Annotated in this window: 25 protein-coding genes; 12 read left to right on the top strand and 13 right to left on the bottom strand. The window is 62.9% G+C overall.

The features are described from left to right. Positions 1-54: 54 nt before the first annotated feature. A complete protein-coding gene (gene mutS, locus DM807_RS26190) occupies positions 55-2,628 on the bottom strand; it encodes a DNA mismatch repair protein MutS (RefSeq protein WP_069942171.1) in 2,574 nt (857 codons plus the stop codon). A 186-nt stretch (positions 2,629-2,814) separates the two neighbouring features. Here mutS and DM807_RS26185 point away from each other — a divergent pair, with 186 nt between their 5' ends. From DM807_RS26185 to recX, 4 genes are all read left to right on the top strand, one after another. After that, on the top strand, positions 2,815-3,873 hold the full coding sequence (locus DM807_RS26185) for a hypothetical protein (RefSeq protein WP_012270913.1): 1,059 nt from the start codon (positions 2,815-2,817) through the stop codon (positions 3,871-3,873). A 64-nt stretch (positions 3,874-3,937) separates the two neighbouring features. Continuing rightward, complete coding sequence (locus DM807_RS26180) at positions 3,938-4,420, top strand: CinA family protein (protein ID WP_012270914.1); 483 nt, start codon at positions 3,938-3,940, stop codon at positions 4,418-4,420. 103 nt (positions 4,421-4,523) lie between these two features. Continuing rightward, entirely contained in the window at positions 4,524-5,591 is a 1,068-nt protein-coding gene (gene recA / locus DM807_RS26175) for a recombinase RecA (RefSeq protein ID WP_012270915.1), read from the top strand. A 20-nt stretch (positions 5,592-5,611) separates the two neighbouring features. Beyond that, entirely contained in the window at positions 5,612-6,082 is a 471-nt protein-coding gene (gene recX, locus DM807_RS26170) for a recombination regulator RecX (RefSeq protein WP_012270916.1), read from the top strand. A 49-nt stretch (positions 6,083-6,131) separates the two neighbouring features. Here recX and DM807_RS26165 read toward each other — a convergent pair whose 3' ends face one another. Beyond that, the gene (locus tag DM807_RS26165) at positions 6,132-7,253 is read right to left on the bottom strand and encodes an LOG family protein (protein WP_012270917.1); all 1,122 of its coding nucleotides are present in this window, start codon (positions 7,251-7,253) and stop codon (positions 6,132-6,134) included. Positions 7,254-7,413: 160 nt separating this feature from the next. Between DM807_RS26165 and DM807_RS26160 the strand changes: the two genes are divergently transcribed. Beyond that, on the top strand, positions 7,414-7,623 hold the full coding sequence (locus tag DM807_RS26160) for a hypothetical protein (RefSeq protein WP_012270918.1): 210 nt from the start codon (positions 7,414-7,416) through the stop codon (positions 7,621-7,623). Between the two features lie 15 nt (positions 7,624-7,638). Here DM807_RS26160 and DM807_RS26155 read toward each other — a convergent pair whose 3' ends face one another. Beyond that, entirely contained in the window at positions 7,639-8,058 is a 420-nt protein-coding gene (locus DM807_RS26155; protein ID WP_012270919.1) for a quorum-sensing-regulated virulence factor family protein, read from the bottom strand. A gap of 218 nt (positions 8,059-8,276) precedes the next feature. Between DM807_RS26155 and DM807_RS26150 the strand changes: the two genes are divergently transcribed. The 3 genes from DM807_RS26150 (at position 8,277) to DM807_RS26140 (ending at position 10,256) form a co-directional block, all read left to right on the top strand. Continuing rightward, positions 8,277-8,987 carry a tRNA-uridine aminocarboxypropyltransferase gene (locus DM807_RS26150; RefSeq protein ID WP_069942170.1) on the top strand — a complete coding sequence of 237 codons (711 nt, stop codon included), beginning with the start codon at positions 8,277-8,279 and terminating at the stop codon, positions 8,985-8,987. A 179-nt stretch (positions 8,988-9,166) separates the two neighbouring features. Beyond that, positions 9,167-9,817, top strand: a complete 651-nt coding sequence (gene erdR, locus DM807_RS26145; protein ID WP_012270921.1) for a response regulator transcription factor ErdR — start codon at positions 9,167-9,169, stop codon at positions 9,815-9,817. A 73-nt stretch (positions 9,818-9,890) separates the two neighbouring features. Further along, a complete protein-coding gene (locus DM807_RS26140; RefSeq protein WP_010952700.1) occupies positions 9,891-10,256 on the top strand; it encodes a diacylglycerol kinase in 366 nt (121 codons plus the stop codon). On the opposite strand, the gene finR is transcribed toward DM807_RS26140, so the two are convergent. Continuing rightward, positions 10,253-11,179 carry a LysR family transcriptional regulator FinR gene (finR, locus tag DM807_RS26135; RefSeq protein WP_012270922.1) on the bottom strand — a complete coding sequence of 309 codons (927 nt, stop codon included), beginning with the start codon at positions 11,177-11,179 and terminating at the stop codon, positions 10,253-10,255. The two genes, DM807_RS26140 and finR, sit on opposite strands and share 4 nt — an antisense overlap. Positions 11,180-11,297: 118 nt before the next feature. On the opposite strand from finR, the gene fpr reads away from it, so the two are divergent. Beyond that, positions 11,298-12,077: a ferredoxin-NADP reductase gene (fpr, locus tag DM807_RS26130; protein WP_012270923.1), complete on the top strand. Its 780-nt coding sequence runs from the start codon at positions 11,298-11,300 to the stop codon at positions 12,075-12,077. A 104-nt stretch (positions 12,078-12,181) separates the two neighbouring features. Here fpr and DM807_RS26125 read toward each other — a convergent pair whose 3' ends face one another. Together DM807_RS26125 and DM807_RS26120 are read right to left on the bottom strand one after the other, a co-directional pair. Then, positions 12,182-12,676, bottom strand: a complete 495-nt coding sequence (locus tag DM807_RS26125) for a SprT family zinc-dependent metalloprotease (RefSeq protein ID WP_012270924.1) — start codon at positions 12,674-12,676, stop codon at positions 12,182-12,184. A 131-nt stretch (positions 12,677-12,807) separates the two neighbouring features. Continuing rightward, complete coding sequence (locus DM807_RS26120) at positions 12,808-13,407, bottom strand: Yip1 family protein (protein WP_012270925.1); 600 nt, start codon at positions 13,405-13,407, stop codon at positions 12,808-12,810. A 262-nt stretch (positions 13,408-13,669) separates the two neighbouring features. Between DM807_RS26120 and ttcA the strand changes: the two genes are divergently transcribed. After that, positions 13,670-14,494 (top strand): tRNA 2-thiocytidine(32) synthetase TtcA, encoded by an 825-nt coding sequence (gene ttcA, locus DM807_RS26115; protein WP_012270926.1) that lies wholly within the window; start codon positions 13,670-13,672, stop codon positions 14,492-14,494. Positions 14,495-14,498: 4 nt separating this feature from the next. Continuing rightward, positions 14,499-15,170: a DNA-3-methyladenine glycosylase I gene (locus tag DM807_RS26110; protein ID WP_179028145.1), complete on the top strand. Its 672-nt coding sequence runs from the start codon at positions 14,499-14,501 to the stop codon at positions 15,168-15,170. A 40-nt stretch (positions 15,171-15,210) separates the two neighbouring features. On the opposite strand, the gene DM807_RS26105 is transcribed toward DM807_RS26110, so the two are convergent. From DM807_RS26105 to arsC, 3 genes are read right to left on the bottom strand one after another with little or no spacing between them, the layout of a single operon-like run. Further along, positions 15,211-15,624: a DUF2069 domain-containing protein gene (locus tag DM807_RS26105; protein WP_041166404.1), complete on the bottom strand. Its 414-nt coding sequence runs from the start codon at positions 15,622-15,624 to the stop codon at positions 15,211-15,213. Further along, positions 15,617-16,222 carry an NAD(P)H:quinone oxidoreductase gene (gene wrbA / locus DM807_RS26100; RefSeq protein ID WP_069942169.1) on the bottom strand — a complete coding sequence of 202 codons (606 nt, stop codon included), beginning with the start codon at positions 16,220-16,222 and terminating at the stop codon, positions 15,617-15,619. The genes DM807_RS26105 and wrbA overlap by 8 nt, the downstream gene beginning before the upstream one ends. Then, positions 16,219-16,572 (bottom strand): arsenate reductase (glutaredoxin), encoded by a 354-nt coding sequence (gene arsC / locus DM807_RS26095; protein WP_041166405.1) that lies wholly within the window; start codon positions 16,570-16,572, stop codon positions 16,219-16,221. Before arsC ends, wrbA begins: the two co-directional genes overlap by 4 nt. 85 nt (positions 16,573-16,657) lie before the next feature. Here arsC and DM807_RS26090 point away from each other — a divergent pair, with 85 nt between their 5' ends. Then, the gene (locus DM807_RS26090; protein ID WP_012270931.1) at positions 16,658-17,122 is read left to right on the top strand and encodes a TlpA disulfide reductase family protein; all 465 of its coding nucleotides are present in this window, start codon (positions 16,658-16,660) and stop codon (positions 17,120-17,122) included. Positions 17,123-17,156: 34 nt separating this feature from the next. Here DM807_RS26090 and DM807_RS26085 read toward each other — a convergent pair whose 3' ends face one another. The 4 genes from DM807_RS26085 to DM807_RS26070 form a co-directional block, all read right to left on the bottom strand. Next, entirely contained in the window at positions 17,157-17,561 is a 405-nt protein-coding gene (locus DM807_RS26085) for an META domain-containing protein (RefSeq protein WP_012270932.1), read from the bottom strand. Continuing rightward, the gene (locus DM807_RS26080) at positions 17,558-17,995 is read right to left on the bottom strand and encodes a hypothetical protein (protein ID WP_012270933.1); all 438 of its coding nucleotides are present in this window, start codon (positions 17,993-17,995) and stop codon (positions 17,558-17,560) included. The genes DM807_RS26085 and DM807_RS26080 overlap by 4 nt, the downstream gene beginning before the upstream one ends. Positions 17,996-18,026: 31 nt before the next feature. Continuing rightward, positions 18,027-19,016, bottom strand: a complete 990-nt coding sequence (locus DM807_RS26075) for a 2-hydroxyacid dehydrogenase (RefSeq protein WP_179028144.1) — start codon at positions 19,014-19,016, stop codon at positions 18,027-18,029. Between the two features lie 61 nt (positions 19,017-19,077). Then, positions 19,078-21,831, bottom strand: a complete 2,754-nt coding sequence (locus DM807_RS26070; RefSeq protein WP_179028143.1) for a response regulator — start codon at positions 21,829-21,831, stop codon at positions 19,078-19,080. Positions 21,832-21,998: the final 167 nt, after the last annotated feature.

The raw sequence follows: 21,998 nt of genomic DNA, 5'->3' as shown, positions 1-21,998 counted from the left end.
AACCTGCAGCACCAGCAAACCGCGGCGGATTCTATCAGCTTGTAGTGGGCGCCGTTATAACAGGTTCTTTAGTTGATATAGCATTTCGATAGCTTGACGCGGGGTCATGTCGTCCAGCTGCAGCTTGCCCAGCTTCTCGATGGCCGGGTGTGGCAGGCTGGCGAACAGGTCGCTTTGGTGCGGTACCTGCGGCGCATCCTTGGCTTTTGCGGCCGGGGGCTGCTCGTGCGGCAGGCTGGTGGTTTCCAGGCGCCCCAGGTGTTCGCGGGCACGCTGGATGACCACTGTCGGTACGCCGGCCAGTTGCGCCACGGCCAGGCCGTAACTCTGGCTGGCAGGGCCAGGCAGCACGTGGTGCAGGAAAACGATGCGTTCGTTGTGCTCGGTGGCGTTCAGGTGCACGTTGGCCACCAGCGGCTCGCTCTCCGGCAGCACGGTCAGTTCGAAGTAGTGCGTGGCAAACAGCGTGTAGGCACGCAGCTGGGCCAGGCGCTCGGCGGCGGCCCAGGCCAGCGACAAGCCGTCGAAGGTGCTGGTGCCGCGGCCGACTTCGTCCATCAGCACCAGGCTGCGGTCGGTGGCGTTATGCAGAATGTTGGCGGTTTCGCTCATCTCGACCATGAACGTCGAGCGCCCGCCGGCCAGGTCATCGCTGGAACCGATGCGGGTGAAGATGCGGTCGACCAGCGACAGCTCGCAGCTGGCCGCTGGCACGAAGCTGCCGATGTGTGCCAGCAGCACGATCAAGGCGGTCTGGCGCATGTAGGTGGACTTACCGCCCATGTTCGGGCCAGTGATGATCAGCATGCGTGTGCTGTTGTCCAGGCCCAGGTCGTTGGCCACGAACGGCGTGGTCAATACCTGCTCCACCACCGGGTGGCGGCCTTGCTCGATGCGCAGGCACGGCTCGTCGACGAAGCGCGGGCAGTTCAGGTCAAGGTTCAGTGCACGTTCGGCCAGGTTGCTGAGTACATCCAGTTCGGCCAGGGCAGCGGCGCTGTCCTGCAGCGGCGCCAGGTGGCTGATGAGGGTTTCCAGCAGGGCGTCGTACAGCATTTTTTCGCGGGCCAGGGCGCGGCTCTTGGCCGACAGTGCCTTGTCCTCGAATGCCTTCAGCTCCGGGGTGATGAAGCGCTCGGCGCCCTTGAGCGTCTGCCGGCGAATGTAGTCGCCTGGGGCCTGCTCGGCCTGCTTGGTCGGCAGCTCGATGAAGTAGCCGTGCACGCGGTTGTAGCCGACCTTGAGGTTGGCAAGGCCTGTGCGAGCCTTTTCCCGGGCTTCCAGGTCGATCAGGAACTGGCCGGCGTTTTCGCTGATCGCCAGCAGGTCGTCCAGCTCATTGTCATAGCCGGCCTTGAGCACGCCGCCGTCGCGGATCACCGCCGGCGGGTTGTCGATGATCGCCCGCTCCAGCAGGCTGGCCAGTTCCGGGTAGGTGCCGGTGATGGCTGCCAGGCGCGCAAGGTGCGGTGCCTCGAGCTCGGTCATGGCGTTCTGCAGCTCGGGCAATGCGCCCAAGGCATCACGCAGGCGCGCCAGGTCGCGCGGGCGGGCATTGCGCAGGCCGATGCGAGCGAGGATCCGCTCGATATCGCCAATTTCCTTCAACTGCGGCTGCAGCTTCTCGAAGCGATAGCTGTCGAGCAGGCAGCGGATCGAATCCTGGCGTGCCTGCAGTACCTTGAGGTCGCGCAGCGGGCGGTTCAGCCAGCGGCTCAGCAGGCGGCTGGCCATGGCGGTCTGGCAGCGGTCGATCACCGACTGAAGGGTGTTGTCGCGCCCACCGGCCAGGTTGATGTCCAGCTCCAGGTTGCGGCGGCTGGCGCCATCGAGGATGACCGTGTCGTCCAGGCGCTCGTGGCGCAGGCTGCGCAGGTGGGGCAGGGCGGTGCGCTGGGTTTCCTTGGCGTAGGTCAGCAGGCAGCCGGCGGCACCGATGGCCAGGGTCAGCTTGTCGCAGCCGAAGCCTTTGAGGTCTTTGGTCGCGAATTGCTGGCACAGGGCCTTGCGCGCCGAGTCGCGGTCGAAGTCCCACGGTGCGCGGCGGCGGGCGCCAGGGCGTTTCTCCGCAGGCAAATCGCGCGGCCAGTCGTCCGGGATCAACAGCTCGACCGGGTTCAGCCGCTCGAGCTCGGCCAGCAGGTTTTCCCAGCCCTTGATCTCCTGCACGCTGAAGTTGCCGCTGGTGATGTCCAGTACGGCCAGGCCGAACAGGCGCTCGTCGCCGAGCAGCGCGGCAATCAGGTTGTCGCGGCGCTCGTCGAGCAGGGCCTCGTCACTGACCGTGCCAGGGGTGATGATGCGCACCACCTGGCGCTCCACCGGGCCCTTGCTGGTGGCTGGGTCGCCAATCTGCTCACAGATCACCACCGATTCGCCCAGCTTGACCAGCTTGGCCAGGTAGCCTTCGAGCGAATGGAACGGGATCCCGCACATGGGAATGGACTGGCCGGCCGACTGACCGCGGGCGGTCAAGGTGATATCCAGCAGTTTCGCGGCTTTTTTCGCATCTTCGTAGAAGATTTCGTAGAAGTCGCCCATGCGGTAGAACATCAGCTGGTCTGGGTGCTGGTTTTTCAGCTTCCAGTACTGCTGCATCATCGGTGTGTGTGCGGAAAGATCTGACATTCAGGGCCTTACAGCGGGTGATCTGGTTGGCAAGGGTAAACCGGCAATGGTACAGGCTTTTTCAGCGAGATGCAGGCGCAGGCATTGGGGCATGTTCGCGCAGCCTGGCGGCAAAGGTGGAGCCGTGCGGCGTTAACCTCTAGAATGCGCGGCCCTCGACAAACGCCTCTAGCCGTGACCCGTACGATGAATGTGTCCAGCCCAGTCCCCTATGTAAAGCAACAGCTGATCTACCTCCTTTATGGCGAGCGCCGGATCTATCAGCTGGAGGCCAAACTCAGCATCCTCACCGCCATGGCGCGTTGCAAACCGGCTGAGCTGCCAGTGATCCGTGTACTTACCGATCAGCCACAGGCTTTTGCTGGCTGGCCGGTGGAAGTGATCACGCTGGACGAGCAGACCTTGCAGGCCTGGACCGGCGACGGCGGCTACACCCACCGGCGCAAGGCCTGCGCCATTGCCCAGGCCGGGCAGTGGGCGGACAAGACCGTGTTCATCGATACCGATACGGTGTTCCTGCAATCGCCGTTGAAGCTGTTCAGCCAGGTCGATGCCGGCCAGTTCCTGGTCGATGAAGTGGAGACGAGCTGGGCCGAGGCGTCGCGCAGCAGTGACTACCTTCGCTTCAGCGCCGGGCTGGCCGAGGCTGGAAATGCGCCGGCCGATGATTTGCGGCTCTGCAACAGCGGCGTCATGGGTTTCACCCGCTGCAATGTCGGCATTGCCGAGCGCGCCATCCCACGCATCGATGCCTGGACGCCCTACACCGGTGACCTGCACACCATCGAACAGATCGCCTTTTCCTTCGAATTGCACGGGGCGCAGGTCAACGAAGCGCGTGGGGTGATCAGCCACTACTTCGCGATGAAACAGTACGTGCATGCCATCCTGGAAATCTTCTTCGCCAAGCACGGCGAGGGCTTCCATCCGCAGATGCCAAGCCTGGCCCTCAAGGTGCCGGCGTATCGTCCTGTGCCTTCGTGGCTGGCGCGGTTGTCGGTGAAGTGGAGCCTGAAGCGGGTGCCGCGCGAGCTGCGGGGCATCGGCCGCAAGCTGCTGTACGGCAGCGTGATGAGTAATGATGACTACCAGCGCGCGTGCAAAGTGATCTGGTGGCGTTCGGCAATCGAAGACATGCGCAAGCTGGACGGCTTCGACTGGCGCGAGGAGTGGCCTGAAGGGCTGCCGCGCCTCGGTCGGCGCGACGAGCGTGCGTTCAGCGAAATTGCCCGGGACAGCCTGTAGGTTTCCTGAGCCAGGGCCCGACGCGGGGTGATAGGGTAGAGGGCCGTTTACAAGGAGCCCCGACATGGACCCGATCACCACGCTTGCTACCCGCCTGGGTGAACACCTGCGCCGTTTCAATGCGCAGGTGACCACCGCCGAATCCTGCACTGGCGGTGGCATTGCCGAAGCCATTACCCGCGTACCTGGCAGCTCGGCCTGGTTCGAGGTTGGCTACGTGACCTACTCCAACGCCCAGAAAACCCGTCTGTTGAGTGTGCCCGAGGTGTTCTTCGGCCAGGTAGGCGCGGTCAGCCAGGAAGTCGTCGAAGCCATGGTCCGCGGGGCCCAGGTTGCCAGCGGGGCGCGCTTTGCCGTGGCGGTGAGCGGGGTGGCCGGGCCTGACGGCGGCTCGCCAGCCAAACCGGTAGGTACCGTGTGGCTGGCCTGGGGCGATGGCAACCGGGTGTTCAGCGAGCGCCGCCAGTTTGACGGTGACCGCGAAGCGGTGCGCCGACAGACGGTGATCGCCGCGTTAGACGGCTTGTTACAGCTTGGTGCCGAGTAAATCGACGACAGGGGTTTGCGCGGGCGCCGGCCTGTGGAATAATACTGGCTACTTATACAGGTATTCCGGCCGTCAGGGCCAAGTCGAACACGTGAGGATTTCAATGGACGACAACAAGAAGCGCGCCTTGGCTGCGGCCCTGGGTCAGATCGAACGTCAATTCGGTAAAGGCGCGGTCATGCGCATGGGTGACCAGGAGCGTCAAGGCATTCCGGCCATCTCCACCGGCTCGCTGGGCCTGGACATCGCCCTTGGCATCGGCGGCCTGCCAAAAGGCCGTATCGTCGAGATCTACGGCCCGGAATCGTCGGGCAAGACCACGCTGACCCTATCGGTCATCGCCGAAGCTCAGAAAAACGGTGCCACCTGCGCCTTCGTCGACGCCGAACACGCCCTCGACCCTGAGTACGCCGGCAAGCTGGGCGTCAACGTCGACGACCTGCTGGTTTCGCAGCCGGACACCGGCGAACAGGCCCTGGAAATCACCGACATGCTGGTGCGCTCCAACGCCGTTGACGTGATCATCGTCGACTCCGTGGCCGCGTTGGTGCCGAAGGCCGAGATCGAAGGCGAGATGGGTGACATGCACGTCGGCCTGCAGGCTCGCCTGATGTCCCAGGCGCTGCGCAAGATCACCGGTAACATCAAGAACGCTAACTGCCTGGTCATCTTCATCAACCAGATCCGTATGAAGATTGGCGTGATGTTCGGCAGCCCGGAAACCACCACCGGTGGTAACGCCCTGAAGTTCTACGCCTCGGTGCGTCTGGATATCCGTCGTACCGGCGCGGTCAAGGAAGGCGACGAAGTGGTCGGTAGCGAAACCCGCGTCAAGATCGTCAAGAACAAGGTATCGCCTCCGTTCCGTCAAGCCGAGTTCCAGATTCTTTACGGCAAAGGTATCTACCGTAACGGCGAGATCATTGACCTGGGTGTGTCTCAGGGCCTGGTCGAGAAATCCGGTGCCTGGTATGCCTACCAGGGCAACAAGATCGGTCAAGGCAAAGCCAACGCTGCCAAGTATCTGGCAGAAAACCCGGCTATTGGTGCCGAGATCGAGAAGCAGATCCGTGAAAAGCTGTTGAAAGCCGGTGCTGCCGCTGAAGCCGGCAAGGCTGCCGCCGTTGATGCCAGTGCCGACGATGTGGCTGACGCCGAAGCCGGTTATTGATTGCGCGGTAGATAGCCAATATGTCCGCCGTACTCGACACCCCCGTCGCCATCCGGCGGACAGCCATGGACCTGCTCGCGCGACGTGAGCACGGTCGCGTCGAGCTGACGCGCAAGTTGCGTCAGCGCGGCGCTTCGGACGAGTTGATAGAGCCTGAGCTCGACCGGCTCGCCGAAGAAGGGCTGCTGAGTGAAGCCCGTTACCTCGAAAGCTTCATCCGCTATCGTTCAGGCTCTGGCTACGGTCCTTCGCGTATTCGTGAGGAGCTGGGGCAGCGTGGCTTGGCGCGTGCTGATATCGAGCAGGCATTGCGCGAGAGCGAAGTGGATTGGCGCGAGCGTATGCATGACGTATGGCAGCGCAAGTTTGCCGGGCAGCGCCCGCAAGACCCGCGCAGCCGTGCCCAGCAGACCCGGTTTTTGGCTTACCGTGGGTTCCCCATGGACATGATCGGCCGCCTGCTCAGTGGGCGTGATCTCGACGATTACTGAGCATTGCTGAAAGGCTGAGGCCGCTTTGCGGCCCCCCTGCAGCAAACACCTATGAACTGACCTTCAACGCCTCCCTGGCCCGCTGCGTGGTATGCATGGGTTGCGGCTTGGCCCAGTTCTCGGGCAAGTTGATGAAATCCACCAACTCGCGCAGCCTGCCCTGGTCGCGGCCATTGAAGGCGAATGACAGGCGGGTCAGGTGATTGAAATTGCCTACTTCATGCTCGGCACTGCTATCAGCTTGCTGGTGATACTTGCCACTCAGGCGCAAGTCGGCAAAGCCTTCTTGGATGTCATACAGCGCGGCCTCGCTGAGCGGGTGATGCATGCGGATAACGAACTGGCTCTTGAGCCAGCGGCTGGAATGGTAGTTGCTGTAGAACTGGTTGATTTCCTCCACCGCCTCGTCGGCACTGTGCACCAGGCGCACCAGCTTCAGGTCGCTGGGCAGGATGTAGCGGTTTTCTTCCAATTGGCGGCTGATGAAGTCCAGGCAGTCGCGCCAGAAGCTACCGCCTGGCGAGTCCAGCAGTACCACCGGTACCAGCGGGCTCTTGCCAGTCTGGATCAGCGTCAGGACCTCCAGCGCTTCATCAAGGGTGCCGAAGCCGCCGGGGCACAATACCAAAGCGTCGGCTTCCTTGACGAAGAACAGTTTGCGGATGAAGAAGAAATGGAACGGCAGCAGTTTGTCGGTGCCATCCACTGTGGGGTTGGCGTGTTGTTCGAAGGGCAGGGTGATATTGAAGCCCAGGCTGTGAGCACTGCCGGCACCCTCGTGAGCGGCGGCCATGATACCGCCGCCGGCGCCGGTGATGACCATCAAGTCGGAGCGTGCCAGGGTGGCACCCAGCTCGCGGGCCAGGGCGTACATGGGGTGTTCCAGCGGGGTGCGCGCCGAACCGAACACGGTCACCTTGCGTCGGCCCTTGTAGCGCTGCAGGGTGCGGAACGAGTGGTCCAGCTCGCGCAGGGCCTGCAGGGTAATCTTGGCGTTCCAGCGGTCGCTGTCGTCGTGGGCCATGCGCAGGATGGTCAGCATCATGTCGCGGTACAGCGGCAGGTTGGGGCTGTCGGGTGCAACCAGTTGCAGTTGTGCGTCGATGTGGTTCAAGTCGATGTTGTTGTCACGGAAGTGGCTGAACAGCAGTTCATTCGATTGGTAAGGCATGCAACGTCTCCTTCTGCACCAATACCTCTGACCTCAATCTAGACCCTCGCGACCGATTGTGCCGGGCTGTTTGCCACCGCCGCCCGTCGGCATGCGGCCACCGGCCGCATGGGTTTGGTTAACTGGTAGGGCGAAACGTATCGATGCAGGAGGTGGCGGTATGCATCGCTTGATCATCGAGGTGGACCGGCAGCTCTTTCAGCAGCTGGAGAACGCGGCCCAGGTGCATCACCTGAGCCTTGAGGCCGAGTGCCGCCGCAGGTTGGCGGGGCTGGAGTGTCAGTCGCGCTATTTGCAGGCGTTATTGGCCGAGATGCGCGCCGACGCCGCCGAAGGGCACTGGAGTGCCCGCGAGGACGAGAAGGTATAGCTGGGAGGGCTGCCTTTACTTCTTCTTGTTGCCGGCAACGCAACTGGCACTGTCGAAGGCCTGGTCCATGATCGGCTGGTTGGTCTTGTAAACCGTGAAACGGTAGACCATCACCGCGCCCTTGGACATCAGGTTGCGAAAACCGCTATTGCGGCAGACGCTGTCGCCCAGTTGGCTACGCACCTGTGCAGGGTTGGCCTGCATGCGTTCAGCGTGGCTCTGGCGCACGCTCAGGTGGTTGACCAGCGCCTTGCCTTCAACGGTGTAACCCTGATCGAGGATGTCCTCGTTGATCGCACGCGGGGTGCCGACGCTGCTCTCTTTGGCAACCTTCTCCAGCATCTTGTTCAGGTCGTAATCCTGCTTGGAAGCCGCCTGGGCTGCCAGAGGCAGGGCGAGCAACAGGCTCAGGGCGGGGGCGATAAGGCGCAGCATGAATCTCTCCTGGTTCGATGACTGGCGCTTTGACATGCGCGGGTCGACGGCGTTCCGTGAAATCGCGCGGTGGTGACTACCGGGCGCGGTAAAACCCCGATTATAAGGGCCACCTTGCCGCCTGCACAGCAATTGCCCCCTGTTCTGGTAGACTGGCACCCTTGTTTTCTCCGAGTCATCCTTGTGCCCATTTCCAACCTGTCCAGAGGCCTGCCGGCATGAGCCATGCGGTAGCGCGCCTGCGCGCCGAACGCCTGGCCCGCAGCAACAAGCCTTTCATCGCCCGTGGCTCGCGTGCAGAGCGTTGCCCGGATTGCCGGGTCATCGCTACCCATTGCCTGTGTGCCTGGAAGCCCCGGGTGCAGGCTGACGCCGGCGTATGCCTGCTGATGCATGACACCGAGCCGCTGAAGCCCACCAATACCGGCTGGCTGATTGCCGACCTGATCGAAGACACCTCGGCCTTCGGCTGGTTGCGCACCTCGGTTGACGAGCGCCTGCTGGCCTTGCTCGACGACCCGCGCTGGCAGCCCTATATCGTTTTCCCGGGCGAGTTCGTTGCTCAGGAGCGGGTGGTCAGCGAGGTGGTGCGCGAGCCGGGCAAGCGCCCGCTGTTCATCCTGTTGGATGCCACCTGGACCGAAGCACGCAAGATGTTCCGCAAAAGCCCGTACCTGGACCGTTTTCCGGTGTTGAGCTTGCAGGCCGAACAGATGTCGCGCTACCGCTTGCGTCGCTCCAAGCGCGACGATCATTTCTGCACGGCGGAAGTGGCGGCCATGTGCCTGGACCTGGCTGGCGACAGCCAGGCCTCCCAGGCGCTGGATGCGTACCTGGATGTGTTCAGCCTGCATTACCTGAGCGGCAAGCGGCGCCTGCCGCTGGACGAGCAGGACGACACCCACCAACGTTTGCATACCTTCCTATAGTCCAAGGGGCACAACCCCTGCTTTGGTTCATAATGACGGAGCTGGCAGCCAGGGTGGGCGAGACGGCAGGGCGATTGGCTTGACCACCCTTGACCGTGCTCGGCATCCTTGGCGCCGATTCCCCGCCGGGCGCCTCCTTTACCCCCAAGCGCCTGGCACAGAACAGGATCCTTAGATCGATGGCCACTTACGAAATCCTGATTGCCGATGACCACCCATTGTTCCGTGGCGCCCTGCGCCAGGCCGTTACCCTTGGCCTGGGCCCGGATGTACGCCTGGTCGAAGTTGCGAGCATTGCCGAACTGGAAACCCGCCTGAGCGAAAAAGCCGACTGGGACCTGGTGCTGCTGGACTTGAACATGCCGGGTGCCTACGGTTTTTCCGGGCTGGTGCTGTTGCGTGGGCAATACCCGCAGATCCCCGTGGTAATGGTTTCGGCGCAGGAAGAGGCCGCCGTGGTGGTCAAGTCCCGCGAGTTTGGCGCCAGTGGTTTCATTCCCAAGTCCAGCCCCCTGGAAGTGATCCAGGATGCGGTGCGCAAGGTGCTCGATGGCGAGGTCTGGTGGCCGCCGCAGGCGTTCGAGAAGGTGGATGTATCGGCCGAGGCCAAGGCCGCCAGCGAGGGCTTGGCCAGCCTCACGCCGCAGCAGTTCCGCGTACTGACCATGGTCTGCGAAGGCCTGCTGAACAAGCAGATCGCCTATGAGCTGAGCGTGTCGGAAGCGACCATCAAGGCCCACGTTACCGCGATCTTCCGCAAGCTGGGCGTGCGTACCCGGACCCAGGCCGCGCTGCTGCTGCAACAACTTGAATCGGTTGCCAGCAACTGACTGCGCGTGGCTTCACGCTTTTTTGACCCAAGCCGGTCTAGTCTGCTGGCCTTTCTGTTGTGAAGTGACTCACATGACATCGCCATTCAAAGGCCAGACCGGCCTCAAACGCATCTTCAACGCCGCCGGCTACTCGCTGGACGGCCTGCGCGCCGCCTTCAAGGGCGAGGCCGCATTCCGCCAGCTGGTGCTGCTCAACGTGCTGCTGATCCCGATAGCCTTCTGGCTGCCGGTCAGCCGTGCCGAGCGGGCAATCATGATCGCGGTGTGCCTGTTGGGGCTGATCGTCGAGCTGTTCAATTCGGCGGTAGAGGCGGCCATCGACCGCATTTCGCTGGAGCGCCACCCACTGTCGAAAAATGCCAAGGACATGGGCAGCGCCGCACAACTGGTGGCACTGACCATGGTGGCGCTGGTGTGGGGCGTGATCCTGCTTTAAGCGATTGGCGGCAACACGATTTCGTCACTGCGGGTAAAGCCCGCAGTGAAGTTGCGGCATAGCTCGAGAAACTCACGCATGGCCGACGTCTGGTATTTCTGTTTGTGCCAGATGAAGTAGAACTGGCGCATCAGGTCCAGTTCCGGGGTTTCCACGGGTACCAGGCTGCCACGGCGGAAGGCGTCACGCAGGGCCAGGCGTGAAATGCAACCGATACCCAGGCCCGACTCCACTGCGCGCTTGATCGCTTCGGTGTGCTCCAACTCCAGGCGGATATTGAGGTTGGCGCGGTGATGGCGCATGGCCTGGTCGAAGGTCAGGCGTGTGCCCGAGCCTTGCTCGCGCAGGATCCACGCTTCTTGCGAAAGGTTGTCTATATCGGCTCGGCCCAGCTTGGCCAGCGGATGCTGCGGCGCGCAGAACACCACCAGTTCGTCCTCGACCCACGGCTGCACTTCCAGGTCCGGGTGGTTGCAGTCGCCTTCGATTAGACCCAGATCAATTTCGTAGTGCGCTACCTGTTGCACGATATGCACAGTGTTCTGTACGTGCAGCTTTACCTGGCTTTCCGGGTGGGTCTGCATGAAGCTGCCAATCAGCAGGGTGGCCAGGTAGTTGCCGATGGTCAGCGTGGCGCCGACCGCCAGCGAACCGAAACCGGACTTGCCGTTGAGCAGGTCTTCGATTTCCTTGGCCTGGTCGAGCAGGGCCACCGCTTGTGGCAGCAGTTGATGGCCCAGGGCATTGAGGGCTAGGCGTTTGCCGGCACGGTCGAACAGTTGGCAGCTCGATTGCCGCTCCAGCTCGGTGATGGAGGTGCTGGCGGCCGACTGCGACAGCGACAGCAGGCTAGCGGCCCGAGAGACGCTTTGGTGCTGAGCGACGGCGACGAAGACTTGCAGTTGACGAAGTGTGAATCGCATATCGATATAACCGATAACACATATCTTGATAATCCAGTTAACAGATATTGTCGCTGCCCCTAAACTATCGCGCAACTGCGCGTTTTGCGCGCCGCGTTTTTCTTCAGGAGCCCCATCGATGAGCAACATGAACCACGAACGTGTCCTCAGTGTGCACCACTGGAACGACACCCTGTTCAGCTTCAAGTGCACCCGCGACCCGGGGCTGCGCTTCGAGAACGGTCAGTTCGTGATGATCGGCCTGCAGCAGGAAAGCGGCCGCCCGCTCATGCGTGCCTATTCCATCGCCTCGCCAAACTGGGAAGAGCACCTGGAATTCTTCAGCATCAAGGTGCCGGACGGCCCGCTGACCTCGCAGTTGCAGCACTTGAAGGAAGGCGATGAGATCATCATCAGCAAGAAGCCTACCGGTACCCTGGTGCTCGACGACCTGAACCCAGGCAAGCACCTGTACCTGCTGAGCACCGGTACTGGCCTGGCGCCGTTCATGAGCGTCATCCAGGACCCGGAAACCTACGAGCGCTTCGAAAAAGTCATCCTGGTGCACGGCGTGCGCTACGTGAACGAAGTGGCCTACCGCGAGTTCATCACCGAGCACCTGCCGCAGAACGAGTTCTTCGGTGAGTCGGTCCGCGAAAAGCTGATCTACTACCCGACCGTGACCCGCGAGCCGTTCGAAAACCAGGGCCGCCTGACCGACCTGATGCGCAGCGGCAAGCTGTTCAGCGACATCGGCCTGCCACCGATCAATCCGCAGGACGACCGTGCGATGATCTGCGGCAGCCCGAGCATGCTCGACGAGACCAGCGAAGTGCTGGACAGCTTCGGCTTGAAAGTCTCTGCCCGCATGCGCGAGCCGGGTGATTACCTGATCGAACGAGCCTTCGTCGAGAAGTAAGGCGCAGGCTGGTACAAGAAGGCGACCCTGGGGTCGCCTTTTTTATACCTGTGAGCTTTGCATTGTCTGTACTGGCCTTTTCGCGGGTACAGGCAAAACACAATCTATTCGACGCGCGTCTCGCCGCTGTACACCAGAATCGCCCGGCACCGCTTGCACAGGTAGCGCCGCCCCTGGCGCACCAGCTTGTGCCGCTGCGCGGTAAACGGGAAATCACCCTGCGGGCACGGGCAACGGTAGATGTAGCGGGTCGTCGCGCGCCGTTGCACCTCATAGTTGTGGCAACGGTTGGGTGGTAGCTCGTACACCCCGCGCATGATCAGCTGCCACTCCTCGCCATGGGCCTGGATGCTGTCGCCGAACAGTTGGTGGGCTACCAGATGTGCCACTTCATGGGCCACGGTCTGGCGCAGGAAGTCTTCCTGGTTTTCACGGTAGAGCTGCAGGTTGAAGCGCAGCAGGTTTTCGTGCAGGTGGGCGACACCGGCTTTCTGCCCGCGCAGCTTGAAGCTGACTTCCGGGCGCGGGAAGGGACGTTTGAAAAAGGTTTCGGCTTGCTGGTAACAGGTTTCGACGCGTTCTTTGAGCAGCTCGGGCATGGTGGGGCGGTTCTCCTGACCGGGCATTATGCCGCAAGCATCGGCGGCCTGCCGAGCCACCGGTCAGCGCACAGCCAGAGGCCGCCTTGCGGCGGCCCCTGGTTGATGCCCTAGTGTTGGTTGAGTCTGTTCTAGTTGGTGTAGACGGGCCCCACGCCCAGTCCCCAGATAATCACCGTGGCGGCCATGATCGCCACCAATACCACAAGGCCCACCGCCAGCACCGAGCTGGAGAACAGGAAGCCTTCGTCGGACGGTATGTTCATGAACGTCGGCAAGCCGACATACAGCAAATACACCGTGTAGCAGATGGCGGCAGTGCCGATCAGCATGCCCAGCCACAGGTGCGGGTACAGTGCCGCGAGGCCACCGATGAACAAGGGGGTGGCAGTGTAGGTGGCAAAGGCGATGCACTGAGCCATGGAAGGGTTGGCGTCGTAGGTGCGAGCCATCCAATGGATGAACGCGCCCATTACCGCCACCCCGGCGAGCATGGCCAGGTACGACATGATGCTCATCCAGATGGCGCTTTCCATGGTCAGCATCACTGCCGGCCGGTCGCCGATCACCCAGCCCACCTGGGTTGTGCCAATAAAGGCTGAAATGGCAGGGATTGCCGCCAGGATCAGGGTGTGCGTCAGGTACATGTGGCTGATGGTTTCTTCTTCGCCACGAATTTCCCGCCATTCCTGATCGGGATGGGTAAACAGCCCCACAACGTGATGAATCATGCCGATCACTCCTCTCAATGTTGCCAAACGCCCCCCAGATGGAGCGCAAGCGGCCCGAGGCCCGAACACCGATGCAAGCGGTAATGTGGCCTTATGTCGCAGTATAGGAAGCGGTTACCGGCACAAACCGTGCTTTTTAGAGCAAATTGCGCTGTAAGGCGTGCTGTTGATTACATTGAAGTCTTTATCGGAATGCCTACAGCGATGCCGCGTTTGTGCGTAAAATAGCCGGCTTTTGTCACACCTCGCGGATCCAAGCGCTATGGGCACCCTCTCGGTCAACCAGAACAAACTGCAAAAACGCCTGCGTCGTCTCGCCGGCGAAGCCATCACCGACTACAACATGATCGAGGATGGCGACAAGGTCATGGTCTGCCTGTCCGGCGGCAAGGACAGCTACACCATGCTCGACGTTCTGTTGCACCTGCAGAAGGTGGCGCCGATCAAGTTCGAGATCGTCGCGGTGAACATGGACCAGAAGCAGCCGGGCTTCCCCGAGCATGTGCTGCCGGCCTACCTCAAGGAGCTGGGCGTCGAGTACCACATCGTCGAGAAGGATACCTACTCGGTAGTCAAGGAGCTGGTGCCCGAGGGCAAGACCACCTGCTCGCTGTGTTCGCGCCTGCGCCGTGGCACCCTGTACACCTTCGCCGACGAAATCGGCGCGACCAAGATGGCGTTGGGGCACCACCGCGACGACATCGTCGAAACCTTCTTCCTCAACATGTTCTTCAACGGCGCGCTCAAGGGCATGCCGCCGAAGCTGCGCGCCGACGACGGCCGCAACGTGGTGATCCGGCCGCTGGCCTACTGCAGCGAGAAGGACATCCAGGCTTACTCGGACATGAAGGAATTCCCGATCATCCCGTGCAACCTGTGCGGCTCGCAGGAAAACCTGCAGCGCCAGGTGGTCAAGGACATGCTGGTGGAGTGGGAGCGCAAGCACCCGGGCCGTACCGAGAGTATCTTCCGGGCGCTGCAGAACGTGGCGCCATCGCAACTGGCCGACCGCAACCTGTTCGATTTCACCAGCCTGAAGATCGACGAAAACGCCACCCCGCGTTTTCTCGATGTGCTGAACATCTGAGCCTATGCGCGATTACCAGTGGCTGCAAGAGTACTGCCTGAACCGCTTTGGCTCGGCCCAGGCCTTGGAGGCCTTTCTGCCGCAGCCGCGCACCCCGGCGCAATTGCGCGACATCAGTGACGACCGCTACCTGTCGACCCTGGCTTTGCGCGTGTTCCGCGCCGGGCTCAAGCACAGCCTGGTAGATGCCAAGTGGCCGGCGTTCGAGCAGGTGTTCTTCGGCTTCGACCCGGAAAAGGTAGTGCTGATGGGCGCCGAGCACCTGGAGCGGCTGATGCATGACGAGCGCATCATCCGCCACCTGGGCAAGCTCAAGAGCGTGCCGCGCAATGCGCAGATGATTCTCGACGTGGCCAAGGAAAAGGGCAGTTTCGGCGCGTTCATCGCCGACTGGCCGGTGACCGATATCGTCGGCTTGTGGAAGTACCTGGCCAAGCATGGCAACCAGTTGGGCGGGTTGTCGGCGCCGCGTTTTCTGCGCATGGTTGGCAAGGACACCTTCATCCCTACCGATGACATGGCGGCGGCGTTGATCGCGCAGAAGGTGATAGACAAGCAACCGACCAGCCAGCGTGACCTGGCCTTGGTGCAGCAGGCATTCAACCAGTGGCACGCAGAGAGCGGTCGGCCGCTGTGCCAGTTGTCGGTGATGCTGGCGCATACCGTCAACCATTGACGGGTGTGTTGGTTTCTTCGCGGGCAAGCCCGCGAAGCGTCTAACTGCCTTCGCCCGCCAGGCGCCGCTCATGCTGGAACTTCCAGCGCACATAGAGCAGCCCGGCAATGAACAGCCCCAGGCTCACCAGCACTTCAACCCAGCCAAATACCGCTCGCGCCGGGTCGAATGCCGCCAGCACGCCCTTGATGAAATAGATATTCACCACGAAGCAGGTCCAGGCATGTGCCCGGGCGCTGCCTGTCAGCATGCCTGGCAGCAGCAACAGCAACGGCACCAGTTCGATCGCCAGGATCACCTCGACCCGCGCACCATGCAGGTTGGCGAACCACAGGTTGTTCACCACCAGCAGGGCGATCAGGCCGAAGAAGAACGCCAGGCTCAACGCCCGCGTCAGGCGCAGGCGAGGTGCCAGCCATTCCAGCGGCGGCAACACCTTGGGCTTTTTAGCCACGCGCGGCCTCCAGGGCCTTGGCCGTGGTCGCCAGGCGTTGGCCCAAGGCGCGGCACAGGGCAATCTCGTGTTGGTCGAGTTCACGTTTGCCATCGGCACCGGCGTGGTGGCTGGCGCCGTAAGGGGTGCCGCCGCCACGGGTTTCGAGCAGCGCCGACTCGCTGTAGGGCAGCCCCATTACCAGCATGCCGTGGTGCATCAGTGGCAGCATCATCGACAGCAGGGTGGTTTCCTGGCCGCCGTGCAGGCTGGCGGTGGAGGTGAACACGCCCGCTGGCTTGCCGACCAGCTCACCGCCCAGCCACAGGCTGCTGGTGCCATCCAGGAAGTACTTCAGCGGCGCCGCCATGTTGCCGAAGCGGGTCGGGCTGCCCAGTACCAGGCCGGCGCAATGGCGCAGGTCGTCGAGGGTGGCGTACAGCGCGCCACTGGTTGGGATATCCGGGGCCACCGCTTCGCATTCGGTGGAAATCGCCGGCACCGTGCGCAAGCGTGCCTCCATGCCGGCCAGCTCGATGCCGCGAGCGATGTGCCGGGCCATTTCGCTGGTGGAACCATGGCGGCTGTAATACAGCACCAGGACGTAGGGCACGCTCACGGCAGGATCTCCAGCACTTTTTCCGGTGGGCGACCGACCACGGCCTTGTCACCGGCGACCAGAATCGGCCGTTCGATCAGCTTGGGGTGCTGGGCCATGGCTTCGATCAGTTGCGCGTCGGTCAGTGCCGGGTCGGCCAGGTTGAGCGCTTTGTATTCGTCCTCGCCGGTACGCAGCAATTGGCGTGGGGCGATGCCCAGCTTGCCGAGCAGGGCCTTGAGGGTGGCTGCGTCGGGCGGGGTTTCGAGGTAGCGCACGATGGTCGGTGCCAGGCCGCGGGCTTCGAGCAGTTCCAGCGCGCCGCGGGATTTCGAGCAGCGCGGGTTATGATAGAGCGTGAGGTCAGTCATGTCGGGTCGCATCCAGCTGGGTGTGGCGGCTATTCTAACCGCAGCGACTGACCAATTTGCTTTAAAACTCGAGAAGGATTGACCCATGGCAAGGCGTCTGGCAGCAGTACTGGCCATCACCGCGAGCCTGTTGCTCGGTGGTTGCGGTGCCGATTATGGCGTGGACCAACACGGTAATACGGTTAAGGCCGAACAGATCGAAGGGCACTGGCTGGTGCTCAATTACTGGGCTGAATGGTGCGGGCCGTGCCGTACCGAGATCCCGGAACTGAACGCAGCGGCCAAGCAGTGGGCGGCTGATGGCATCAAGGTGGTGGGGGTGAACTTCGATGGTTTGCAGGGGCAGGACTTGAAGCAGGCCGCTGAAACCCTGGGTATCGGTTTCACCGTGCTGGCCCAGGACCCGGCCGAGCGCTATGACCTGCCGCGCAGCGAGGCGCTGCCGGTGACCTACATCATCGATGACAAGGGCAAGGTGCGTGAGCAGTTGCTGGGCGAGCAGACGCTGGAAGGGCTGCAAGCCAAGATCAAGGCGCTGAAAGGCGCCTGATGCAGTTGGGGCCGCAAAGCGGCCCCATTGATTATCAGCCTTCTTCAGGCCAGAAGCGCAGCGGCTTGCCCTCAGCCGGCCAGAAGCGCATCTGCTCCACCGGCGATACGTCCCAACGCTCTACCGTTTCCAGCGCCTGCAGGAAGCGCTTTTCTTGCTCCATCAGCGCCGGTGCGCACAGCTTGCGGGTCTTGCCGACCTTGCCGAAGCTCAGGTGCTCGCCATCGAGCGTGTACGGTGCAAACCAGTGGTTGCAGCCGCCGTTGCCGTAGGCACGGCCGTCGCTGGCCAGGGTCAGGGTCAGGTGGCTGTAGTCCATCAGTGGTCGTTCGCCAATCCACTCCAACACATAGCTGCGCTCCTGCTGCAGCTTGGACGGTTCGGCGGCGCAGCCGAGCAGGCCGGTGGCAATCAGCGCGCCGGTCAGCAGGTTTTTCACGCGGCGCTCTCCTGGCAATGGGGGCACAGGTGTTTTTCGCCACGGCTGACCCAGCCCAGCTCGGCAATGCGCGCGCTGGCGGCAGGCTGGCGGGCTTTCTTGCCCAGTTTGGCGTCTACCGCGAACTCGAAGTCCAGCACGGCGTCGCAGTTGTCGCACTCGACCTGCCAGGTGAGGATTTCCAGCTCGTTGAACACCGGGCCAGTAGCCACGGCAACCCATTGGCCGCGTGGGTTGATCAGGTGGCGTACGCTCTCCACGGTCAGGCGCATGGACAAGTCCTTGCTGCCCTTCAGGGTGACCAGCAGGGTGTCGCCTTTGTGCATCGAGCCGCCGTTGCCAGTGACCTGGTAGCGGCCCGGCACCAAGGCCCGGCACTCGATCAGGGTGTGTTGCGGGTTGAAAAGGGTGTAGCGGAAATCGTGCTCGACCATGGGTCCTCCAGAAATGCCGCGTATCCTAGCACTAACCCATTACCAGATTCTGTGGATTGCCTGCCGCCCAGCGGTTGATGTTGTCCAGCGTGGTCTGGGCAATGGCATCCAGCGCCTCGCGGGTGAGGAAGGCCTGGTGGGCGGTGATGATCACGTTGGGGAAGGTCAGCAGGCGGGCCAGCACATCGTCCTGCAGTGGCAGGTCGGAGCGGTCCTCGAAGAACAGCTGGGCTTCTTCTTCGTAGACGTCCAGGCCCAGGTAGCCAAGCTGGCCGCTTTTCAGCGCGTCAATCAGCGCAGGGGTATCGACCAGCGCGCCGCGACCGGTGTTGACCAGCATGGCGCCGGGCTGCAACTGGGCCAGGCTTTGCGCATTGATCAGGTGGCGGGTGTGTTCGGTCAGCGGGCAGTGCAGGCTGATGATGCGGGCTTCGCGCAGCAGCTCGGGCAGGGGCAGGTAACGCGCGCCAAGGGCCAGCAGCTCTGGGTTGGGGTAGGGGTCGTAGGCCAGCAATTGGCAACCGAACCCGGCCATGATGCGGGCGAAGGCGGCGCCGATCTGGCCGGTGCCGACCACGCCCACGGTTTTGCCGTGCAGGTCGAAGCCGGTTAGCCCGTGCAGGGTGAAGTCACCTTCGCGGGTACGGTTGTAGGCTCTGTGCAGGCGCCGGTTGAGCGCCAGGATCAGCGCCACGGCGTGCTCGGCCACGGCGTGTGGCGAGTAGGCCGGCACGCGTACCACGGCCAGGCCCAGGCGCTGGGCGGCAGCCAGGTCGACGTGGTTGTAGCCGGCCGAGCGCAGGGCGATCAGCCGTGTGCCACCTGCGGCCAGGCGCTGCAGCACCGTGGCGTCGAGTTCGTCATTGATGAAGGCGCACACCACCTCAAAACCATCGGCCAGTGCGGCGGTGTCCAGGGTCAGGCGGGCGGGCTGGAAATGCAGCTCCAGCGACGTGCCGTTGGCAGCCTCGGTGAAGCTTTCCTGGTCGTAGTGCTGGCTGCTGAAAAACAGGGCGCGCATGGTGGGGTTTCCTTTGTGGTGCATGTCTTGGGGGGCTGTATCAAGCCAGGCACTCAGGCACTCAGGCGCTCAGCCGCGCCTGCGCAGCCAGCCGGCCGATCGCACTGTCCAGTTCATCCAGGGCCTGCTGCGCCTGCGGATTGTCCTGCTTCAACAACGTCTCGCTGCGCTGGCACGCTGCCCGCAACTGCGGCACGCCGCAATAGCGCGAGGCGCCGTTCAGGCGGTGCACCTGCTCGATCAGCCCTTCGCGGTCATCGGCCTCGCGGGCAGCGCGTATGGCTTCGCGGTCGGCATCCAGCGAGGCCAGCAGCATGCTCAGCATGTCGGCCGCCAGGTCTGCCTTGCCAGCGGCCAGGCGCAGGCCCTCTTCCGGGTCGAGCACCTTCAGTTCATCGCCGTTGGCCGGCAGCTCGGCCTGCGCCTGGTGCGGTGCACCGAGGCTCAGGCCGGTCCATTTCATCACCACCTGGGCCAGTTGCCGTTCGCTGATCGGTTTGGTCAGGTAGTCATCCATGCCGCCGTGCAGCAACGCGCGCTTTTCGTTGGCCATGGCATGGGCCGTGAGGGCGACGATCGGCAGCGGGTTGCCGCTTTGGGTGTTTTCCCACAGGCGGATCTGTTCGGTGCAGGCGCGGCCGTCCATGCCAGGCATCTGCACGTCCATCAGCACCAGGTCGAACGGCTCATCCTGCACGGCCTGTACCGCAGCATAACCATTGTCGACGGCCAGCACCTCGGCACCCAGGTCTTCGAGCAGGGTCTGCACCAGCAGCAGGTTGGCGGCATTGTCGTCGACGCAGAGTATTTTCGGCTGGCGCTGGCCGTTGACGTTGTTCACCTCGGCCAGCGGTCGACGCGGCTGCACCAGCTCCAGCAATAGGCGCCGCAGCTTGCGGGTGCAGGTGGGCTTGGACAGCAACTGGCCATGGCCGTTGGGCAGGTACGGGTGGTACAGCGCCTGCTCGGTGGTCGGGCACAGCACCACGCATTGGCAATGGTAACGCTCAAGCTGCTGGTGATAGTGGCCCAGTTGCTCGGGCGACAAGTTGCCCAGGTTGGCCCCGAGCACGGCGAACTCGAACGGCAGGCCGGCCTGGCTGGCGGCCTGCACCCCATGCAGCAATTGGTCGTAGGAGGCGAACAGGCTCACGCTGAGGCCGCAGTCTTCCAGCTGGTGCTCCAGCGCCTGGCGCGCCAGTTCGTGGCCATCGACAATGGCTGCGCGGCGGCCCAGTAGTGGCTGCAGCGGAAGCTCCTCGACATCGTCGTGAGCCTTGGGCAGGTTGAGGCTGATCCAGAACTGCGAACCTTCACCCGGGGTGCTGTCGACACCGATTTCGCCGCCCATCTGCTCGATCAGGCGCTTGGAAATCACCAGCCCCAGGCCAGTGCCACCCGGCTGCCGGGCCAGCGAGTTGTCGGCCTGGCTGAAGGCCTGGAACAGTGTGCGCACATCCTGCGGCGACAGGCCGATGCCGGTGTCCTGCACACTGATGCGCAGTTGCGCGTGGTCTTCGTGCTCGTCGTCGAGCATGGCGCGCACCACGATCGTGCCTTCGCGGGTGAACTTGATGGCGTTGCTGACCAGGTTGGTGAGGATCTGCTTGAGCCGCAACGGGTCGCCGATCAGCGAGGACGGCGTGTCGCGGTAGATCAGGCTGAGCAATTCCAACTGCTTGGCGTGGGCGGCCGGGGCAAGGATGGTCAGGGTGTCCTGGATCAGGTCGCGCAGGTTGAACGGAATGCTGTCGAGCACCAGCTTGCCGGCCTCGATCTTGGAGAAGTCGAGGATCTCGTTGATGATCCCCAGCAGGTTGTCGGCGGACTTCTCGATGGTGCTCAAGTAATCCAGCTGGCGCGGCGTCATCTCGCTTTTTTGCAGCAAGTGGGTGAAGCCGAGGATGCCGTTGAGCGGGGTACGGATCTCGTGGCTCATGTTGGCCAGGAATTCTGACTTGATACGGCTGGCTTCAAGGGCTTCCTTGCGCGCCATATCAAGCTCGATGTTCTGGATTTCGATGGTTTCCAGGTTCTGGCGCACGTCCTCGGTGGCCTGATCGATGCTGTGCTGCAGTTCTTCGTGGGCGTTTTGCAGGGTTTCGGCCATGCGGTTGATACCGCGAGCCAGCTCGTCCAGCTCATGGCTGCCCATGGCCGGCAGGCGTTCTTCGAGGTGGCCGTCCTTGAGCTGGTTGACCGCGTGCTTGATGTGTTCGATGGGGTCGTTGATGGTGCGGCTCATGCGCAGCGCCAGCAGGCCGCTGAGGACCAGGCAGGCGAAGATCAGCAACAGGCTGGTGAACAGGTTGCGGTAGCCGCGCAGCAGCGTGCCGTCGTGCGACAGCTCGATCTCTACCCAGCCCAGCAGGCGCTCGGCTTCGGCCGGCACGGCATCGGTGGCCAGGTCGCGGTGGTGGCCGAACACCGGCATCAGGTAGCGGGTGGCGTCATTGCCACTGCGCTGCAGCAGTTGCGTGCCGGTCCCGCCGCTGGGTGGCAGGTTGAGCATGCTCGGGCCGGCGTGGGCCAGGCGCGTGCGGTCCGGGGCCAGGAAGGCGACGGCGCGCACATCGGCCTGCTCCAGGGTTTGTGCGGCAATGCGTTCCAGTTGCGCAGGCGCAAGCCGGGCCATGGCAGGTGCTGCCAGTGGCGCCAGTTGTTCGGCGATCATCTTGCCGCGCTGCAGCAACTGGGTGCGCAGGTCGTTCTGTTGCAGCCAGGTGAAGTAACTGCCCAGCACCAGGGCCATCAAGCCGGCCGGCAGCAGTGCCAGCAGCAGTACCCGGCTGCGAATTCCCAAACGATCGAGCACACTCGCCTCCTGTGATGTGCCTGGTAGCCGTCAGGTGGTGACGGTCAAGCCGCGAAGTTACTCCGCCTGCCGCACCATTGCACCTCTTTCAGTAGCTGATTTGCAGCATTGCCGGGGCATTGGTCGCAGGGCGGTTGCCTGGCAGGCGGTGGATGCTCAATAATTGC

The organism is Pseudomonas hunanensis (genome assembly GCF_013393325.1).
GTDB lineage: Bacteria > Pseudomonadota > Gammaproteobacteria > Pseudomonadales > Pseudomonadaceae > Aquipseudomonas > Aquipseudomonas putida_P.
The sequence above is the reverse complement of the archived record's forward strand: the minus strand, read 5'-3'. Positions and strand labels throughout refer to the sequence as shown.